Genomic DNA, 19,598 nt, shown 5'->3' with positions numbered 1-19,598 from the left:
GAGGAAAATGAAACATGAAAGTACCAGTTTATTTGATTAGTGGCTTTCTTGGAAGCGGGAAGACAACTGTACTTCTAAGTATGATAGAAAAATGTAGAAAGGAAGGGATGAAAACAGGCATTATTCTTAATGAGTTAGGTACAAAGAATGTGGAGGAAACGTACTTTAAGGAACAGAACGTAAAGACATTATTAAATGGATGCATTTGTTGCTCGATTCAGGATGATTTAAACGAAACACTACGGTCATTTAGCGAAGAAGATATTGATGTATTGTTAATAGAAGGAACGGGGGTTGCCAATCCAATCGATATAGAAGCGGCATTAACGACTCCAGAATTTACCCGGATTTATGAGTTGAACTCGATGATAACGGTTGTAGATGGAAGTCATTTTCTTGAACACCAACACTTCTTTACAAGTAGTAAAGAAATTCGTAAGTTATTAAAACAACAGATTTCCTGTGCGAATTTGGTGATTCTTAATAAAGAGGATTTAATAACAGAATCTTCTATAATGAAAATATATAAGAAAGTGAGTGGTATGTTGAAAGAAGATATTCCTGTTTTTAGAACAGCTTTTGGAAACATTACAGAAACCGAATTATTTAAAAAAAGATATGGTCTTCGTACTCCTATAACGAATGAGAATCACAGAGATGTTGGACATCGTCACAACCACTCTTCACTTCGAAGTATTCAGATTGATGGGTTTGCGGAAGTAGATCGACTACTTTTCGAAAAATGGATTACTGAGTTACCATTGGAAGTTTTGAGAGGGAAAGGTATTGTTCGATTTAAAGGTGAGCATATGAACTATCATTTTCAATTTGCCTCTGGAGAGCTAAGACTCTTACAAACTGTTGGAGAAGAAATGAACCCGATTATGATACTCATAGGAGATTCTTTAAACGAAGAAAAGTTAAACCGGAATTTTCATTCAAGCATGTCTGAATGAAGTTCATTTCATTAAATGGTCATGAGTGATCTGGATGGACATAGAATAATAGAAGCACTAATAGATTCTAAATCGAATCAATTATGATTTGCAAAGTGAGAGGAAAAGTCTTATAAGACAAATATAAGGTGGTATGGAGGTGGATGTATGATTCATACTGTAAGCAATAGTATAAAGGATTTTATAGGAATCCTATTGTTTTTAATCTTTGTTATCTTATTTTTATTTAATACACAAGTTCTTCAGTATTTTCAGTTTGATTTCCCTAGTGAATGGTTAAATGTAAATGCTATTTTTATTAGTATTTTATTAGAAGCGATCCCGTTTGTTCTTATAGGTGTGTTTGTATCTGCGCTGATTCAATCGTTTGTTTCTGAAGAAACTCTTCAGAAAGTGTTACCGAAACACGCGTATCTAGGCTTGATTTCTGCAGCGCTACTTGGTGCTGTTTTTCCTGTTTGTGAATGCGCCATTATTCCAGTGGTAAGAAGGTTAATTAAAAAAGGGATGCCGCTTCAATTCGGTGTTGTCCTATTAATGGCTGCACCTATTCTAAATCCAATCGTAGCCGCATCTACATACTATGCCTTTCAACAGGATCTTACTGTACTTTATTTCAGAATGGGATTGGGCTTTGTCTTATCCATCATTATTGGTTTTGTGATGTTCCGGATTTTCGGTACTACAAATCAATTAAGATGGACAAAGGAAGAACTTATTGGAGAGACAAGAACCATAACTACGATGAAAAGAAATAAGTGGAAGCAAACGTTCTATCATGCTAGCGATGAATTCTTCGATATGGGGAAATACCTCATCATTGGTGCGTTTTTAGCCAGTGTGGTCAATGGGTTTCTTGACCGCAACCTCCTTGCTTCATTTATTACAAATGAAGCAGAATCAACGGGCGTTATGATGGGGCTAGCGTTTATTTTATCTCTCTGTTCAGAAGCAGATGCTTTTGTAGCAGCTTCCTTTTCGAATCAGTTTTCTAGTACGTCTTTACTTGCTTTCCTAGTCTACGGACCGATGCTTGATTTGAAAAATATGCTGTTGTATTTCGCATACTTTAAGACAAAGTTTGTCTTAGTTCTTATGTTAACCATAACGGTAGTTACATTTTGTTCTGTATTAGTGGTAAGCGGTTTTTTAAATTAAGAGAGGAGGAATGGGTTTGGACGAGAGTAAGTCGACAGCTTCACTGCAGTTTCATATGTTTTTAAGAAGTATTATCTTAATGGGTTTTTTCTTATTAATCATCAAGCTAGTTCTGAGTGAAACGATCCTTCTTTATGTTGCTCCGAAAATGCTTCCGTTTGTTTATTTTGCAGGTGGCTGCTTCTTTTTAATAGGAATTATTCAATTTTTTAAAAGTATGTCCTCAAACCTGGCGGAGGAGATTGAATGTAACTGTGGTGCAGATCATCATATGAAAGGGTCATTTGTGCGTAAAACGATTATTTATCTGTTATTTATCCTTCCTGTTCTAGGAGGATTAGGGCTTCCTCAAAAAGTAATCGATAGTACAGTAGCGGCAAATAGAGGCATTCAATATGGGGGAGGGTTGTATACAAAACCACCAGATAGCTCGGCAGCTTTGTCAGAAGATCCGTCAGATACAAATACACAAGACGTGGATAAATTTCTGGAAGATCCAGAAGCTTACATGGAGGAAATGGATGAGCGAGTGAAGAATGAAGCAGCTAAATCTCCTGCTTCAAACACCTCTTCGGGCTATTCTGCTGATTATAATAAATACGATGAGCTTGCAGCAAAATATTCAAAAATGGACCACATTCAAATAACGAATAAAAATTACCTCGATGTGATTACAACAATCGATTTGAATTTGGAGCAATTCATTGGGAAAAAATTGACGATTAAAGGTTTTGTGTACCGTGAACCCGATTTTAACGAAAAGCAAATCGTTGTCGCTAGATTTGGTATGAACTGTTGCGTGGCAGATGCAAGTGTCTATGGAACTTTAATTGAAAGTGATCAAGTTCATTCCATTGAAGAAGATACATGGGTCGAGGTAACTGGAACAATTTCGAACACATCTTATAACGGTCAAGAAATGATGCTTTTACTACCAGATGAAATGAAGCAAATTGAGGCCCCTAAAGACCCATATGTTTATCCATTTTAGAAAGGGAGCATATCCCTTTCTTTTCTTTCATATATAAAATCAATTTGGAATGAGAGATTGCAATATAAATTCATCTAGTATACAATACAAATCGTAATAGTTACGATTTAAGAGGTGCTCTTATGTATGAATGGATAATTATAGGTGGAGGTATTCATGGTTGTATGATCGCAACCTCCCTTTTGAATAGCGGTAAAGTTAAAAAAGAAGAGATCTTAATTATTGATCCTCATTCCGGACCGCTTGAAAGGTGGAAGGAGAGAACCGAGCGCATTCAGATGCCGTTTCTTCGGTCGCCTTCTGTTCACCACATTGATGTGGCTCCTTTCAGTTTAGACAAATATGCGAAAAAGATTAACTATGAAAACCCTTTTTACGGTTATTATGATCGCCCCTCATTAGATCTCTTTAATCAACATGCAGCCTCCGTTTTTGAAGAAGCTTGCGTACAAGATAGTTGGTGTCAAACGAAGGTGAAGCAAATGAAGAAACAAGGACCATTTTGGGAAATTGAAACGGAAGATCACTGCATTTATTATACAAGAAATAGTGTTATCGCGATTGGTAATAATGAACTGAACTATCCGCCATGGGCAACTGAATGGAATAATGGATATCACATTTTTGATGCTGAACTAAACATGGACAACATAAAGCCACCTTTTTTGATTATTGGAGGAGGAATTACGGCAGTCCATACAGCTATTGGTCTATCTCATCGGTTTCCTGGGGAAGTTACATTAATGTCTCGTCATCCATTTCGTGTACATAACTTTGACAGCGATCCTGGGTGGCTTGGACCTAAATATTTGGACGCTTATTCACAGGTTAAGAACTATGATATTAGAAGAAAGATGATTCACCAAGCAAGACATATTGGCTCCATTCCTTCCGAACTTTACAGTCGTTTGCATCACTTAAAAAAGCAAGGAAAATTATCGATTGTCCAAAGTGAAATTCAAACTGTTTCATGTGAATCCAATATTTTAATGACAAAAGAATCAATCGTTTATCGACCAGCCACTGTTCTCTTTGCTACAGGGTTTGAACGAGCGATAACAAATCAACGTTGGCTTCTTCAATTAATCGCTAAAGAAGACCTTACGTGTGCTAATTGCGGTTATCCAATTGTGGAAGAAAGCCTGGAATGGTGCCCACACCTATTTGTCATGGGGCCTCTTGCGGAGCTTGAGATTGGTCCAGCTTCGCGCAATATTATTGGAGCGAGAAAAGCAACAGAACGGATTATGAAAAGTTCACGGTTTAAATCGTAATAATTTTGATTTGGAGAATGGAAAGTATGACCAATAAAGTCCCAGTGACAGTGTTAAGTGGATATTTGGGATCTGGTAAAACGACGTTGTTAAATCATATTCTTGCAAATAGAGAGAAGCGCCGGATTGCTGTGATCGTCAACGATATGAGTGAAATTAATATTGATGCTGAACTAATTAAAAGTGGTTTTGCTAGAACTGATGAAAAGTTGGTGGAACTTCATAATGGATGTATCTGTTGTACGTTAAGGGAAGATTTGATGATTGAAGTAAAAGAATTGGTGGAAGGAGGAGAGATTGATTATCTGGTTATTGAATCAACAGGCATTTCGGAACCGGTTCCCGTAGCTCAAACCTTTACATACATGGACGAAGCGTTAGGCATTGACCTTAGTCGCTTGTGCAGGTTAGATACAATGGTTACCGTCGTTGATGGTAATCGATTCTGGCATGACTATAAATCAGGAGAAACCTTAATAGATCGTGAGGAAGAATCGTCAGAGGATGACCAGCGTGAAGTGGTGGATCTATTAATTGATCAAATTGAATTTGCGAATGTTCTATTGCTTAATAAAACAGATTTAATGAATAAAACAGCGATAGGAAAATTAGTATCCGTCTTAAGTACACTTAATCCTGATGCCATTATTATACCAACAACTCATGCCAATCTTTCTCTTGATCAAGTGCTCAACACAAAGTTATTCAACTTTGAAGCTGCAAGTCAGAGTGCTGGATGGATCAAAGAACTTAATAATGAACATATTCCCGAAACTGAAGAATACGGTATATCTTCTTTTGTCTATCGGAGGAAGCGCCCATTTCATCCTGGAAGGTGGCTATCTTGGCTTGAACAATGGCCAGACGAAATTGTGCGCGCAAAGGGATTCTTCTGGCTTGCTTCTCGAAATAACGTAACGGGATTATTGTCTCAAGCAGGTCCATCCCTTAGTATTGAAGCGGCTGGAAACTGGGTTGCAACCTATTCGATTGAAGAGCAAAGACAGACGATTGATGAAGCTCCTGAACTACTAGAACACTGGGATGATCTTCACGGCGATCGCATTACGGAACTTGTGATGATTGGTCTTCATTTGGACCAGGAGCAAATCGAACAGTCGCTTGATTGTTGTCTATTGACTGATCATGAGATGGAGGAAGATTGGTCGACATTCTCTGACGATTTACCAAAATACCACGAAGAGAGGAAGAGTTAGATGGCTAAAAAATCTAAAGTAGCTAAAGAAAAGAAACGTCAGAAGCTCGTTCAGCAATACGCTCAGATTCGAAAAGAGTTAAAAGAAAAAGGAGATTATGAAGCATTGCGTAAGCTGCCTCGTGATTCTTCACCAACTCGTCTTACAAATCGTTGTGAAGTAACAGGGAGACCGAGAGCATATTTAAGAAAGTTCAAGATGTCCCGAATTGCTTTTCGTGAGTATGCTCATAAAGGACAAATTCCTGGCGTGAAAAAATCTAGCTGGTAAAAAGGTGAAATGGGTGTAAAATACAAGTGACCTCTTATGATTAGGAGGTCACTTCCGTTTAAACAAAGCTAAAAAAAGATAGAATACCTACTGATGGATCTTTTTTAAATCCAATTCAGCTGCCCCTTGAAAGACGTCTACTAGAATTTCCATTCCTTTCTCTATTTTATCCTGAGTGGAATGAGTGAAATTGAGACGCATTGTATTTTTCTTCGGATCTGAAACATAGAAAGGAGCTCCTGGTACATAAGCCGCACCTTTTTTTACAGCCGTATTTAATAAAAGCGTCGTATCAATTCCTTCTGGTAGTTCTACCCAAAAGAACATGCCGCCTTTAGGAACCGTATAAGAAAGTCCAGGTAGATCAGCTTGATCAAGCAATCGTTGCATGACCTTCATTCGTTCAAAATATGTACTCCTGAGGTTTTGAATGTGACCGTTCAAATCAAAGTCGGAGCAAAGGTGATAGAGTGCTTGGTGAGCAAGAGAGTTTGAATGCAAATCAGCCGCTTGCTTTGCTTGTGCCATAATGCGGATGATTTGATGAGGTCCTTTGATCCAACCTGTTCGTAACGCAGGAACAACGGTTTTAGAAAAGGTACTCGTATAGACTGTGTGCGATCCATCGTCTAACGCAGATATAGGAGTATATGTTTTTGTTCCATCGAACTTGATTTCTCCATACGGATCATCTTCAAAAATAATCACTTTCTTTTTTATTGCTGTATCAAGTAGGTGTTGTCGTCGTTCAAGTGACCAAACTTTTCCCATCGGATTTGAGAAGGTTGGGACAACGTACACACACTTCGGCATATACTTTTTCATTTTATAATCAAGATCCTCTGGTACCATTCCATGCTCATCCGAATCAACAGGGATAATTTTCACTTCATACGATTGAAAAACCTGTACTGCTGCAAGATAAGTTGGGTTTTCTGTTAGAACAATATCTCCGGGGTTAAACATTACCCGCGCAAATAAGTCGATTGCTTGTTGTGAACCAGTGGTAAGCATAATATCATCCACGCGTGAAGCGATGCCCTTCTTGTCCATGCGATCAACAAGTACCTCTCGAAGTGGAGCATATCCCTCTGTGGCATCGTATTGAAAAGCCTTTCCTCCTGACTGAAATGTTTTCGAAAATGCATCTTGTACTGCCTCTACAGGAAAAAGTTCGTCGTCTGGTAAACCTCCCGCAAACGAAATGACATCTCCTTTATTCGTGATTTTTAAAATATCGCGCACTGCAGATGATTGAAGATGCTGCACTCTCTTAGCAAATCCGTACCTCATGACCAAAACGCCTTCCTTTGTTTTAATATTTAAAATATTGTCATTATAGCATTTTAATGCGTTGAAAGGCTAGTGTGTTTTGTTTAAAGCTAGCAATATGGTTAGATTCAATAAAACAAAGTTGAAATACCAAATTAAATTAAAATAAAAAACTCAAGTTCTGACTTCAGAAATTGAGTTAGGATTTGAGCGGTATACTCTTATAGAACTTAAGCCATTTCTTTAGCAGTAACAGGTAATGAAAATAAATCAGCGAACATCCAATGAGAATACTAAAGGTAGCAAGCCACTCAACTACTCTGCCACTATCGAAAATAATAGGCAAAATAGAAGAAAGTATTATTCCTGCGAGTGTATAAGCGAGAAAATGATACCGATAAAGGCTCCTTTCCTTTCTAGTTAAATACCAATCAATAAAGATAGAGATCGGTACACCAATCAAAATGAAAAATGGAAGCATTAGATAGGCATTAAGCATCGCATCTGAGAGATGGAATGCACTCTCAATAGTATTGTCAAATAGATACATTAAAGTGTGTATGATAAGTGACACAGTAAAGGCTGAAAGAAAGGATGATAAAGTCCTAAAGATAAAGGTCATAAGTAGAACTCTCCCAAAGATTGTTTTCAAGACATAAGCTAGCAACTAACGAGGTTTAATTATTCCTTTTTGTTTTCTTATCTATAAAATTATTCCATAAATACTAGTTAACTTACAAGTGTGAAATAATTTCTGTCGGTGAGTGTAGTTTCGTCTCCATTATGAAGAAAGCAGCTTATAGTAAGGAAGCTTATGAAACTATTTTTTATTGGATAATTCATTAATAGTCTCTAAATAAGATGAAAGAAATAGAAATAAGCATGAAGCCAGTTCGCTTCATGCTTATTTCTATTGATCTGTTTTACTCCATAATCCCCACCGAATCAAATCCACCTGCAGCAGCCACCACTTCAGCGCTACCTTCACCGTAAAGGTCAATAGCAGATTGCACGATAGCTTGTCGAGCATCACTGAAGTCGGAGTTAGGTGTGAGGTATTGAGTCAAAGCACGATAATAGATTTGTCCAAGCTTCTCACGGCCAATGTCTTGAGCGGTTAGGTAAGCAGCGTGATTAATAATCGAAGAGTTGATGTGAACACCGCCGTTATCTAAGTTAGCTGGAAGGTCGTAAAATTCATCCATATGGGATGGATACATTCCTTCGCCGTTTCCATAAGCAACATAAGCAGCACCAACAGGGTATTTACTAGGATTACTTAAGCTTCTAAGAGAAGTGCGTCCATCTGCAACGGCAGCAGGTGCCATAATGTCTTCCCCGATCTCCCAGTCTGAGTCATCAATTAATGCGCCGAAAATATCCGAGAAGGATTCATTCAAAGCGCCGGATTGAAAACGATAGATGAGGTTAGCTGAATTAGATGTGACCCCGTGAGTCATTTCATGTGCTGCTACATCCAGGCTAGCAGCAAGAGGGATGAAGAATTCACCATCGCCATCTCCATATACCATGTAAGTCCCATTCCAGAAAGCATTGTTGTAATTATCTCCGTAATGAACGACTGATTGGATCTGCATGCCGTTATCATCGAGAGAGTTCCGTCCATGCTCACTTAAGTAATAGTCATACACTTGTTCCGAATTATAGTGAGCATCAACAGCAGGTTCTGCAAATTCAGATTTAAACGCCGCGCTTTTGTTTGAAAACAATTCAAGATAATTTTTTGAGTAATCATAGGTGATGATCCCATCTAATCCTTCGTGACTGTAATCAGCTAGTTGAAAAACGGTGCCTTCTTTTTCACCTTTGCTTTTTGTCACGTGGAGAAGACGATGATCGCCGAGTACCCCGGTACCAGTCCCGGTTTGGGTTTTAAAATGACCTGCGTCCATGATGGCGTTATATTGATCCACAACTTTACCAGACGTAGCATCAACAAAAACATACCAGTTACCAGGCTCATCACCTAAGAAGTTCACATTCACTTTGTAGGTGAGGTGATTTTTTCCTTCAAATGGATATACAACTAACTCGGATGTTGGAACTTGATCTAATGTAGAAGGAGCATGAGTAGAAGATTTTGCGACTTGCAATGCTTCTTCTGAAGAAAGGGTAGGTTTAGTATCGAGCTTACTTGCTTCGATATCTTCATTATAAGCTCCGTTTACGACAGTGATTTCATTATCCATATTGTAGTGAACAATAATCTCAGCCCCTTCGACGGGGACGCCGTTCTTTGTTTGATTAAACCTGACGTGAGTCATTCCAAGTTCATCCTTGGCGGAATTGTTCTTTTTTAGGTCTGCTTTTGGATTTTTGATATTAACTTTTTCTTTATTTTGTTGCAAGTAGTTTAGAGCATCTTCAGCAGAAGTAGAAGAACGTTTAACTGCTTGCTTCTCTTTCACGAATAGCGGAACGTTCGCTTTTTCGTTCCATTGCTTAACTATCTGGTTCTCCACTTGATGATCAGGCTGGACGGCTAGAACATTATTATAAGGGAGCGATGCAGTTATTAAGGCAGTCGTCATAACAAGGGGGGCAATAAACTTTTTTCTCAAATAAATTCCTCCTAATATGTAATCTATTTACAATTATAAGGTGGAATTGAACTTCTCTCATGAGGCCTTGTAATTATCTTAAAATATAGAATAGTTAGAAATAATGGTTATATAGAACTATTAATAAACGTTTAGCAACTTCATTAATCTCAATTTTTAAAGTGAAACGGGAATGGAGAAGTTTAAGTAGAAGGTTAAAAATAGGTAAAAAGTAGAAAGGATGTGAGTGGATGTTGTTTTCTCAAGAAAATGTTATTTACCACTAAAAAGTGAAAATGATTTTTCTGGTTCTATGGCGATTCCATCTATTAGATACTTGAAATTAAAAAGCTACGGTCCAGGAAATGGACCGTAGCTTTTTTGATGAGCGATTAGCTTTTCGAAGACGACAATCGATTATAAATCACTAACACCATGATTAGAACGATGAGGCACACACCAATTAAAATACCAATCAGTAGTTGAAAAGAGGATGACGTTGTTTCTGTATCTTCTTCGTTAATCGATTTAAAAGCTGCTGTCTCCGTCTCAGAGAAAAGGTTTAAATTCTCCGCTTTATCTTTAATTGTGCTATTTTCTTTACTCATGGAAAGAAATAATTCACTTAGGGTATTCTCAGGGTTAAAAACTTTTTTCTCGTTAAATGAAATCGTCTTCTGATCTTCAGAAATCTCTTCCATTTCCTTCGAGTTTGAAGAATCATGGATCAAGTCAGTGTTTTTCTTGAACTTGTTTTTTTGATATTCATTCGGTAATAACTCGTTTATGTCCGTATTTGCTTCTACTGCCACTGGAACAAGGTGACAGCAGAGAAAGATCGTTGTAATAAGACAGATAATTTTAGGCTTCATGAGCCTCATCCTCTTTAGTTTGTGTCCATGACCGTTTGTTTAAAGCATATTGAATAATGATCAGGACAATTAAAATAGCGGTTAAAATCATCGCACCTTCAGTAAAGAGCGTTTGTGTACTGTTCTGTATAGACATATACACGCGAGACATTGGATCAGTAAAGCTAAAGTTCGGTGTCGAAAGTGCAAGTAAAGGTGTCACAAACAGGGCAACGAGGCCAACTGTGACTAGCCATCCTAATAAATGATGTCCCATAAAGGCAACGCGAATTAACGCTGCACAGCTTAATAAAAGTAAGATCGTAAAGATTGTCCATTCCATTGAACGATCGTTTCCTAAAGGGTAAATCGATAAGCTGTAGAGACTTATAACGAGACCAACGATACTTGTCAGCATTAAGAATAAGATACTTTGCAACCACCACGGACCATGTTGGAAGTAGTAGCTTGCATAACCAATCAATAAGCTGCTTAAGAGAATAATGAATAAAATCACAACAGGTGGAAGATTCGTATCTTTCTTATCTGTAAAGACGCTACCGGTGACGTCAATTGGAGTAGCTAGGAAATCATAGACGTAATCATTTGATCGACCATCTACAAACGCATTCCCCATGACGTTAAAGACATCATCACGAATCATAAGGGTTGAAGCAACATTCGTGTCCCACTTATTATTAAGTGTGTTAGCGTCTGTTTGCACTTCAGCCACTCGAGACTGGAGTTCATCAGTGTAGGTAAGAATTTCGGATTGGCTATCTTCAATTGAATCCACCCAATCATACAAAGAACCCATCTGACTTTTAACTTGATCATGATTGCTCATAACTTGCGTACCCTGCGTAGTTTCATCAGGGGTTTGTTGCTGAGCTTGTTGCATCTGGTTTAGAACGTTATCTGCTTCTTCTTCAATTCCATTCAAGCTTTCGAGTAACTTCGCTTGCTGTGTGTCGAGAACGTTTTTGTAGTCCGCTAAAAAGACAGTGAAATCATCTTGTAACGTCGTCAGGGCGTCGCTCGTTTTTGGTACTTGAGTTCCAACCGCGTCCCATTGGCCTTCTTCTTTGTTGGTTAGTTCTAACATGCTATTCACTTCTTCACGAAGGTCATTGTCCTGTAGAACGGTTTCTTTCACGTTGTTTTTAGAAAGCATACTATTTAGCGTTGCTTCATATCGATCCAGGTATGCATAGTACTGAAGAACATCCGTCAAATTCGTACCTTTGATCGGACGTTGGAAAAAGACGGATAGCGTATCTTTTCTAGCTTGTGATAGAGCAGGTGATGCTAGAATCGCATTTTCTTTTTCATTAATGCCGGATGAAATACGATAAATCTTATCAGATACCATTACTAGCAAGTCTTTTAACTCGGTATTTGACTCTTTTAATACATCAACCTGTTCCATTAACGTTTCTTTTTGAGAAGAGAGCGTTTCGTTTTCTTTTGTTAGCTTTTCAACTTCCTTTGTTAACTCTTCAATTTGTACAAGTAAACTTTTATTCTCTTCAGTTAGCGTATCGATAAGCTTCTTTAGCTCTTCCAATTCGCCGTCAAGTGGTTTGTCGCCGCCTTCTTTGGCTAAAAGTTGCTGCTCGGTTTGCTTTATCCGATCGTTGAGCGTTAATAACGTTGTCGATGCGGTTTGAAGATCTTCTACTTTTGGTTCCTCGAGCGCAATCAACGTTTCCTGTAGCGTCACAATTTCCTGTGCGATGGCTAACAACTCATTGCGTTCTGCACTTAAATCAACTGGAGTTGGACCATTTGTTTCTCCATCTTCATCGATCACAGGAGGCTCTTCATCCTGTAAGCTCTTTAGAAGTTTCGTAAGGTCTTCCATTGGATCTTCTTCTTCACCTGGCTCTTCCGGATCAACGGGTTCTTCTGGATCTTCAGGGACCTCAGGTAGTTCAGGGTCATCGGGAATGACAATCTCATCTCCATCACCGAGCTTATTACTAAGCGTGGCGATTTCTCCTTCTAGTTCATTTAAAACCATGGAGTCTTTTAGCTGCTGATAGTAATTAAGAATTCGCTCTTGTAGCGTATAGAAATCGTTAACCTGGCGCTCAACCTGGTCATACCGAAGTTCTTTTAAACCAGCAAACATTTCTTGCTGCTGCATCATCTGATTTTCTACCTGAGACATGTTTTCAAGAACGCTCTCAGATTTACCTTCGAACAATTCTTTGTTGTTCATAAACATCGGTTGAGGCATTTCAGTTGCCTGTGAAATCGAATCGACTGAATCAGCTTGAATTTGTTCAAGAACTTCTTGTTGTTTCTGCTGATACTCACGATAGTCATTCGTATAAGTAACAAAGTTTGCTAGATTTTCTTGAAAATCTTCCATCGTATTTGTTTGATCTGCTGCTCGTTCCTCAGCATTTTCTGACGTTGATTGAAGATTGGCAAGCATCGACACTTGCTGCTCCATTTGCTCAGCAAGGTCTTTGGAGCTTGGTGTATAGAAGGAGAGCATTGTTTGCTGGAATGCTTTCTCTTTCTCTACAATTTGATCAAACTCTTGTTGGATGTTGACGAGATCGTTTGATACATAGTTCCAATAAAGAGAAGACATCTTCGTATTAACGCGATTTGTTGCTTGCTCAAGTTCAAGCAAAACTTTCTCTTTATTGATGGCATTTAGTTGATTCTGAACCGTGTATTCTAGTTTTGTTTGTTCAGGTTGGTTTTCATCATAAGTTAGAATCTTCTCAGAGAATGTTGACGGGATGTACACTATGGCATCATACTTTTGATTGTTTAGTCCATTTTCTCCGGCACTACGTCCAACGACTTCCCAATTGTATTTTGATTCAGATTTAAGAATGGGAGGGACGTCATTTCCGAACTTCACTACTTCCTCGTCTTCTTCTGTTCCCGTATCTTCATTAATAACAGCGATGGTTTTCGTTGCGCTCTCTTTCTTCTTCATTGGATTTTCTCCAATGGAAGTAAAGTATATGAGTGGAAGAACTAAAATGATCGCTGTTACGAGAATGAGTTTAAGGATGCTTTTCTTCTCTTTCACGCATGTACCTTCCTTTCTATTTGGACAAGTGGAACCTGGATTTTTTGCGCTTGTTCGCTTTGAACGTAATAAGCAAATCCGGCTTTAATATCGGGTTCTTTCCGGTCAAAAGGTAGATTAATGAGCGTTTGATCGGATTTCTTCATTAATAGTATAATTTGACGAATTTGCTTTAATTCGACCGTAAGCGGATCGTATCCTTTCGTTAGTTCATTGCTACTGCCAGATGCGATAATACTTAAGCCGAGGTGGCTATAGTTTTTCATTAATGCGGTCATTCGATCCTGAAGGAGGTTTCCGAGAGTTTGGGAAAATCGTCCATATCCATCAATAAAGAGGAAAACTCTTGAGAATTCAGCAAGTGTTTGGCCATTATTCATACTCTCATGATAGGTGATTGCACGTGACTTGAATTCAGTTGTCACTTGTTCAATCCATTCTTCGATTTGTTCTTTTGTTTCTAAATAAGTCGTGTTTACTTCGTCTTTTAGATGAAAAAGTCCGCGATCGATTGAATCAAATATAGCAATATGATCACCTTCTTGCTGTAACGCTTGCTGCGTAAGAAGACGCATGATATTGGTTTTACCTTTCTGGGCCTGTCCAAGTACAAGACAATGGGAAGTCTGCGCAAAGGAAAGGAAAACAGGCTTAACTGTTTCTTCATGCAATCCAATCGGATAAGTTTTCTTTGATTCCGAAGCTGGAATGTACGTATGGAACGTCTTTAACGTAAGATCAGTCGGTAGCATTGGAATAGCTTCAGGCTTGCTCACATCACGGTATTTGTCTTGTAGCATTTGGACTTCTTCTTTCAATGAAGCTAGCTGTTCATAGTCATCTTCCCCTCTAGTTGGTAGCACTATTTGACCGAAGTGTGTTTTCTCCTTCTTCATTATGGCTCTACCCGGTACTGCTTCTGGAGCAAAGGGGATTCTTCCAAGAACGGTGTAAGCTTCTGAGTTATCTAATAAATAATGGACAATTTTTGTTTTAAGGTTATTCATCAGTGCCTGACGAACCGAGTTCAAACGCGTAGCGCTCAAGATCATATAAATACCGAGCGACTGTCCGTCTCGCGCAAACTGAGTGAAGATCGGATCAAGGTCCATCAGTTCTTCTTTTACGAGATCATAGTTATCGATCGTAATAAAGAGAAGAGGAAGAGGTTTGTCATTTAGACGATTGTACATCGTAATGGAGCTCACTTCTTCACGCTGAAAGAGTCGTTTACGCTTCGTAAATTCTTCCTGAATGAACTTCAACAATTTGTTTAGTTTGCGTTCCTCATCTATTAAGAAATAATCTCCCGTATGAGGCAAGTTCTTAATGGATAATAAACCACCGTTACCGAAATCAAGTATATAAAATTGCGCTTCTTCCGGCGTGTTTGTTGATGCGATGCTCATAAGTAACGTTAAGATGGTTTGCGTCTTCCCAAAACCTGATGAGCCAAATATGCCAACATTGCCATCCTTAATTAATTCATAATCGTATGGAGATTGTGCTTGTTTTTCAGGTTCATCCAGCAGGGCAAAGGCGATTTTCTTCTTATCTGATTCAAAATCATGACGATACAATCGCTTTTCGAGTGGTGGAAGCCATGGACTCGGCAATCTACTGAGTCCAAGTTCCTGCTGGACATCTACGATTTTATCTACAATTACTTCGATTTCACTTTGCTTCTTTTTCTTACTTTCTTTTGATGATGATAGCTCTGACAGAGGAACGAGACCAAGATCAGTAACTAAGGCAACCTCATCTTCCATATCGGAGGTGTCTTCCATATATGTCGCTCGGCTATAGGCCGATTGAAATAAATCGTACACCTCATTATTCCCAACCTGTAAGTATGCCCGACCTGTCACGGTTAGTGATGCAGCATCACCGTTCTTTAAAATTTCACGACTATCCTCTACGTTTTGTACTTTTAGAGCGACGCGGAAACGAGCGTTACTCCAGATCTGATTATCAATTACGCCACCAGGTTTTTGCGTGGCAAGAATGAGATGCACACCTAGACTTCGACCAATTCGTGCAGCACTGACAAGCTCTTTAATAAATTCTGGCTCTTCTGTTTTTAACTCAGCAAATTCATCAGAAATTAAAAAGAGATGAGGCATAGGTACAGCCGCTACGCCATTTTTATAAAGAACCGTATAGTCATTAATATGACTCACTTCATACTGATCAAAGATGGTTTGTCGTTTCTTTAACTCACTTTTTATGGAAGCGAGTGCTCGCGTACTGAAATTTTCGCTACCTTCTATATTTGTAATTGTCCCTAACAAGTGAGGGATTTGTTTAAATGGCTGTGCCATACCTCCACCTTTATAGTCAATTAACAGAAATGCCACTTCATGTGGATGGTAGTGGACGGCTAGCGAAAGAATATATGTTTGTAAAAATTCACTCTTCCCGGATCCAGTTGTACCAGCAAGTAATCCGTGGGGACCATGAGCTTTCTCATGAAGATTTAATTCCACAACATCCTGGCGCCCTTTAAGTCCCACTGGTGCTGCAAGTGATTTCGATGATTGATTCGTCACCCAATTATGTGAAACCGGTAATTCATCAATATCTTCCATATTCAACATTTGCAGGAAGGATACTTTCTCAGGAATGGAATTCGTTATGCCGCGCTGGTGATTCAGCGTGCGGAGCATTCGGGAAAACTGTTCATTACCACTTTGCTTGTGCTGATCAAGTTCGAATGAAATTTCGGCTGCTTTTTTCTCTTGAATGAGAATATCGCCTTCGCTCTTGTTAATATAGCGAATCAGCGTATGGATATTGTCTGATAGGCTCTCTTTAGCCTCTGCAACGAAAATAGTTGAAAGACCAAGATGTGTATGTTCACTTTCTAAGTACTCCAAAATGACATGGTCCGAGATTAAGTTGTGATTCGAAATAATAAACACATAATGTGGTGCGAATCGTAGCTTTTCTTTATCTTCTTCTAGATCCCGTTCTCGAATCATTTCATAGATCGAAGAGAGGAGCTGATCTCGCGTTTGCTCATTATAAATAAACCCTTTTGCAAATGATCCCGGCATTTGCAAGTGCGGTAACCATTTCATCCATTCCCATTCGGCGTATTCCTCTTCATTAAAGATGAAGACAAATCGGATGTCATGATAGCTATGGAAGAAGGCCAGCTGTCCAATGATTTGATGCAGTTCATTTTTAACAACTGCTTCTTTTCCGATAAGGCCAATTGCTCCCTGGAATAAGTCTGCGGTAATAGGAAGGGAGTGCAGTTCATTGTATACTCGCTTCAGGTTCTGGGATTCTTCTAATAGTTCATCCATTTCTCGTGTCGACATGTCAGCTGAATTAACGGATATTTTATAGCTTGCTGGTACCGTTCCCGTTCCTAAGCGAAATTGAAGGAAGTCAGGACTCTCTAGGCTACGTTCCCATAAACGGTCAGAAACCTGCTCGGTTAAGTATTTCATTCGCTCAAAGCTAGGGTAGTGGAACGTAAGAACTTTTCTCTGCTTTTGAGCCAATTCATGAAGTTCGTGTCGCTTATCCTCAAGGTATCTTTTATATATCCGTTTCTTACGTGCTTTTGATTTCTTTTGATGACTTTTATCTTTAAAATATTGCACTGTCGATGTAACGAGTGTTGTCGTAAACATAACAACAGAAATAAGAATGAAAATGCCTCTTGGAATAAGAATCGCTACTAACCCCATAACGATAAGCATCATTAATGGAGGAAGGATAATAATCCAAAGGCTTCGATTATTCCGATCAGATTCTTGAGTAGGGAAGGATAGATCAATCTTATTCTCAGGTAATTCATACATCATCCTCGGCGTACGACGATAGTTTGGGTATTTTTTCTTCATTTCAGATGACGGAATCGTGGCCTCTGGGAGAGAGGTTTCAAACGTCTCTGGACTTGTTACCTCAAGCATATCCTCAGCTATTAGTGTCAATGTCATCATCGGCAGGAAAATCATGTCACCGATTTGAAGTGGTGATTTACTATGTAAGAGCGAACCATTATGATAAACGGTTGTTTGACTAGTAGCTGTAATTGTCCAATGTTTCTTCTCACGGGTTAAAACAAGGCTAACTTTTTCAGGAAGAGCCCTCATTTGAATCTCTGATGAGGACCTCGAAATGGTTACTTCCTGCTGATCATCAATGTAGTAAATGTGCTTCTTCGCTTTAGGAGTTATCATGATGGCAACTTCTTCAGAACCTAATTCAAAAGTAGAGCGCTTATTGAGAGACAATGGAATACTCTCTTCATCATCTTTTTGCAAATGAAAGTTCTCGTTATGAAGCTGTACCGAGTAGACATGCTCGTCTGAATTGGACGAGGGTATAGTAAAAGTGTGATTGATACTAGTGCCAATTGTGATAGGGTGGTTTGACTGCTTATCAAGTTCAATCATTTGATACGTACCACGAAAGAACACCCATAATTGCTCCATTATTTCACCTCCGATCTATTTTTCTTCTTTTTTCTGGTCACCTTGTTGCTTCTCTTCATTTGTTGTTTCCTGCTGGGCTTCTTCCTCTTCTTGCTGCTGCTCTTCTATTTCTCTTTCGTATTCTTCAAATTCTTGCTCTAACTCATTGATCATCTGCTGCTTTTTCTCGCTTTCCAGATCTGAATCAGCTTTAACCTGTTCCTTGCGCTTCAAAATGCCATACATTAATAAGTCGCGATCTTCTAAATAACGTGCGATTTCAAGTGCTTGTTCCGCTTCTCCGCGTCCAATATGAATCCAATACTTATAATACCTTGGGTCAGATTGAAGGGAGATCGTATTACGCACACTTTCTTTTTGTTCATCTGTTAGAGATTCATTGATGATATAGGAGAGGGCTAGCTGATATTGCGTCACTTTTGGAATGTCGTCAATGTCATAAGATTGAAGCGAGTTCACAACCTCACTATACTCATTCGTTAAAAAGTTCTCCTGTGCCTGGACGATATTCTTCTGCTTTGGTTGGAGAAGAAACAAAGAGTAAAGAGAGTAGAGTAAAGCTGGTAGTAAGCAAATAGATACGCCAAGAAGGAAATAACGACTTGTTTTCCACTTCTTTTTATTCACTTTAATGAATTCAGATTCTTTCGTATGTAAGTGTTCAATTTGTGAATGAATGATTGGCTGAAGCTCATGAAGTGTTTTGGCTTGAAGCACTTGTTTTAGTTCAGATGACAGTGTGAGCGTGTCAGAATAATGTAGGTATTGTTCAAATGATTGCTCTGGATTCATCATAGCTGCAACTGTTGCTCGTGTTTCATCAAGAATACGTTCAGGATCTTCCTCATAAGGGGGAAGACTTTCCTTTACGCCGAAATGTAAAAAATGTGGCGTCAATCCCTGATCCAGCACAAGATTATCTGGACAAATAATTAAGTTAAGACGCTTGTAGCGGTGGTCCTTTACTTTTTGCACCAGTTGATAGGCACTTGTGAGACGATCGCTTTCAGTCATTTCCTTAAGCTTCGCTGGAAGAGCGATAATGGAAGGTGAAAGTTTGTGCTGGATGCTTACCTCATCCTCATTCATTTCAATTGTTTTCGGGATCCCGGTATGGATCTCGCTTAGGAAATGAACTTCTGACAATTCATCGAATTTGATTTTCTCTTTCTGAAACAGAAAGGTAATGACATCTTTTTCGCTAATAATTTTTGCATCTATTTGTGTTTCAAGATAGGGTTTCACTTGATTCGACATGGTTGTGATCTCCTTCAAAGTATTTCAATTCGATCTCCTGTCATAATCCCAGCATCAATTAATCTCTCATTAGCGGCTACTACCTTATGCTTATTCACTAGCCTAACCCACCCCGTTTGATCTGGAGGAGTTTGGATTTGTTCCGTTTGGCACACTATTTCAATGAGTTTCTTGACTGAATGATAGTTTGATAGTCTGAGGTCAATAAAGCGACCTTTTTTGTAATGATGGAGATCGACCGTTACTTCAATGTACATATAGTTCACCTCATAAGGAAGGAGC

The 19,598-nt window shown here is 38.8% G+C and carries 14 protein-coding genes; 6 read left to right on the top strand and 8 right to left on the bottom strand.

Translation table 11 applies throughout. From position 1 onward, the window contains the following. Positions 1-14 precede the first annotated feature (14 nt). The 6 genes from AC0VYV_RS17010 to rpsN all read left to right on the top strand — a co-directional run bounded on the left by AC0VYV_RS17010 (position 15) and on the right by rpsN (position 5,866). Positions 15-956 (top strand): CobW family GTP-binding protein, encoded by a 942-nt coding sequence (locus tag AC0VYV_RS17010; protein ID WP_475374004.1) that lies wholly within the window; start codon positions 15-17, stop codon positions 954-956. Between the two features lie 150 nt (positions 957-1,106). Next, positions 1,107-2,114 carry a permease gene (locus AC0VYV_RS17005; RefSeq protein WP_475367509.1) on the top strand — a complete coding sequence of 336 codons (1,008 nt, stop codon included), beginning with the start codon at positions 1,107-1,109 and terminating at the stop codon, positions 2,112-2,114. A gap of 16 nt (positions 2,115-2,130) precedes the next feature. Then, positions 2,131-3,105, top strand: a complete 975-nt coding sequence (locus AC0VYV_RS17000) for a TIGR03943 family putative permease subunit (protein ID WP_430241809.1) — start codon at positions 2,131-2,133, stop codon at positions 3,103-3,105. Positions 3,106-3,227: 122 nt separating this feature from the next. Next, complete coding sequence (locus AC0VYV_RS16995; RefSeq protein WP_475374003.1) at positions 3,228-4,379, top strand: FAD/NAD(P)-binding protein; 1,152 nt, start codon at positions 3,228-3,230, stop codon at positions 4,377-4,379. Between the two features lie 26 nt (positions 4,380-4,405). Further along, entirely contained in the window at positions 4,406-5,596 is a 1,191-nt protein-coding gene (locus tag AC0VYV_RS16990) for a GTP-binding protein (protein ID WP_475374002.1), read from the top strand. Further along, positions 5,597-5,866: a 30S ribosomal protein S14 gene (gene rpsN, locus AC0VYV_RS16985; protein WP_165997464.1), complete on the top strand. Its 270-nt coding sequence runs from the start codon at positions 5,597-5,599 to the stop codon at positions 5,864-5,866. A gap of 87 nt (positions 5,867-5,953) precedes the next feature. Here rpsN and AC0VYV_RS16980 read toward each other — a convergent pair whose 3' ends face one another. The 8 genes from AC0VYV_RS16980 to yukD form a co-directional block, all read right to left on the bottom strand. Then, the gene (locus AC0VYV_RS16980; protein ID WP_430241814.1) at positions 5,954-7,159 is read right to left on the bottom strand and encodes an aminotransferase-like domain-containing protein; all 1,206 of its coding nucleotides are present in this window, start codon (positions 7,157-7,159) and stop codon (positions 5,954-5,956) included. Between the two features lie 178 nt (positions 7,160-7,337). Beyond that, a complete protein-coding gene (locus tag AC0VYV_RS16975) occupies positions 7,338-7,760 on the bottom strand; it encodes a hypothetical protein (RefSeq protein ID WP_430241816.1) in 423 nt (140 codons plus the stop codon). A 301-nt stretch (positions 7,761-8,061) separates the two neighbouring features. Continuing rightward, the gene (locus AC0VYV_RS16970; protein ID WP_475365681.1) at positions 8,062-9,720 is read right to left on the bottom strand and encodes a M4 family metallopeptidase; all 1,659 of its coding nucleotides are present in this window, start codon (positions 9,718-9,720) and stop codon (positions 8,062-8,064) included. Positions 9,721-10,091: 371 nt separating this feature from the next. Continuing rightward, positions 10,092-10,571: a type VII secretion protein EssA gene (gene essA / locus AC0VYV_RS16965; RefSeq protein ID WP_475365680.1), complete on the bottom strand. Its 480-nt coding sequence runs from the start codon at positions 10,569-10,571 to the stop codon at positions 10,092-10,094. Beyond that, the gene (gene esaA / locus AC0VYV_RS16960; RefSeq protein ID WP_475372796.1) at positions 10,561-13,608 is read right to left on the bottom strand and encodes a type VII secretion protein EsaA; all 3,048 of its coding nucleotides are present in this window, start codon (positions 13,606-13,608) and stop codon (positions 10,561-10,563) included. Before esaA ends, essA begins: the two co-directional genes overlap by 11 nt. Next, positions 13,605-18,059: a type VII secretion protein EssC gene (essC, locus tag AC0VYV_RS16955; protein WP_475372795.1), complete on the bottom strand. Its 4,455-nt coding sequence runs from the start codon at positions 18,057-18,059 to the stop codon at positions 13,605-13,607. Before essC ends, esaA begins: the two co-directional genes overlap by 4 nt. 15 nt (positions 18,060-18,074) lie before the next feature. Beyond that, a complete protein-coding gene (gene essB, locus AC0VYV_RS16950) occupies positions 18,075-19,316 on the bottom strand; it encodes a type VII secretion protein EssB (RefSeq protein ID WP_475374001.1) in 1,242 nt (413 codons plus the stop codon). Positions 19,317-19,330: 14 nt separating this feature from the next. After that, positions 19,331-19,573 (bottom strand): ESX secretion system protein YukD, encoded by a 243-nt coding sequence (yukD, locus tag AC0VYV_RS16945; RefSeq protein ID WP_194219139.1) that lies wholly within the window; start codon positions 19,571-19,573, stop codon positions 19,331-19,333. Positions 19,574-19,598 lie beyond the last annotated feature (25 nt).

The sequence above is a fragment of the Anaerobacillus sp. QJM3NY_17 genome (genome assembly GCF_056173665.1).
This window is presented reverse-complemented; position numbering and strand designations above follow the sequence as displayed.

Bases quoted from the DNA above. Each gene is read 5' to 3' on its own strand.
- AC0VYV_RS17010 (WP_475374004.1), top strand. From the start codon at position 15: ATGAAAGTACCAGTTTATTTGATTAGTGGCTTTCTTGGAAGCGGGAAG.
- AC0VYV_RS16995 (WP_475374003.1), top strand. From the start codon at position 3,228: ATGTATGAATGGATAATTATAGGTGGAGGTATTCATGGTTGTATGATC.
- AC0VYV_RS16990 (WP_475374002.1), top strand. From the start codon at position 4,406: ATGACCAATAAAGTCCCAGTGACAGTGTTAAGTGGATATTTGGGATCT.
- rpsN (WP_165997464.1), top strand. From the start codon at position 5,597: ATGGCTAAAAAATCTAAAGTAGCTAAAGAAAAGAAACGTCAGAAGCTC.
- AC0VYV_RS16980 (WP_430241814.1), bottom strand. From the start codon at position 7,159: ATGAGGTACGGATTTGCTAAGAGAGTGCAGCATCTTCAATCATCTGCA.
- AC0VYV_RS16975 (WP_430241816.1), bottom strand. From the start codon at position 7,760: ATGACCTTTATCTTTAGGACTTTATCATCCTTTCTTTCAGCCTTTACT.
- essA (WP_475365680.1), bottom strand. From the start codon at position 10,571: ATGAAGCCTAAAATTATCTGTCTTATTACAACGATCTTTCTCTGCTGT.
- essC (WP_475372795.1), bottom strand. From the start codon at position 18,059: ATGGAGCAATTATGGGTGTTCTTTCGTGGTACGTATCAAATGATTGAA.
- essB (WP_475374001.1), bottom strand. From the start codon at position 19,316: ATGTCGAATCAAGTGAAACCCTATCTTGAAACACAAATAGATGCAAAA.
- yukD (WP_194219139.1), bottom strand. From the start codon at position 19,573: ATGTACATTGAAGTAACGGTCGATCTCCATCATTACAAAAAAGGTCGC.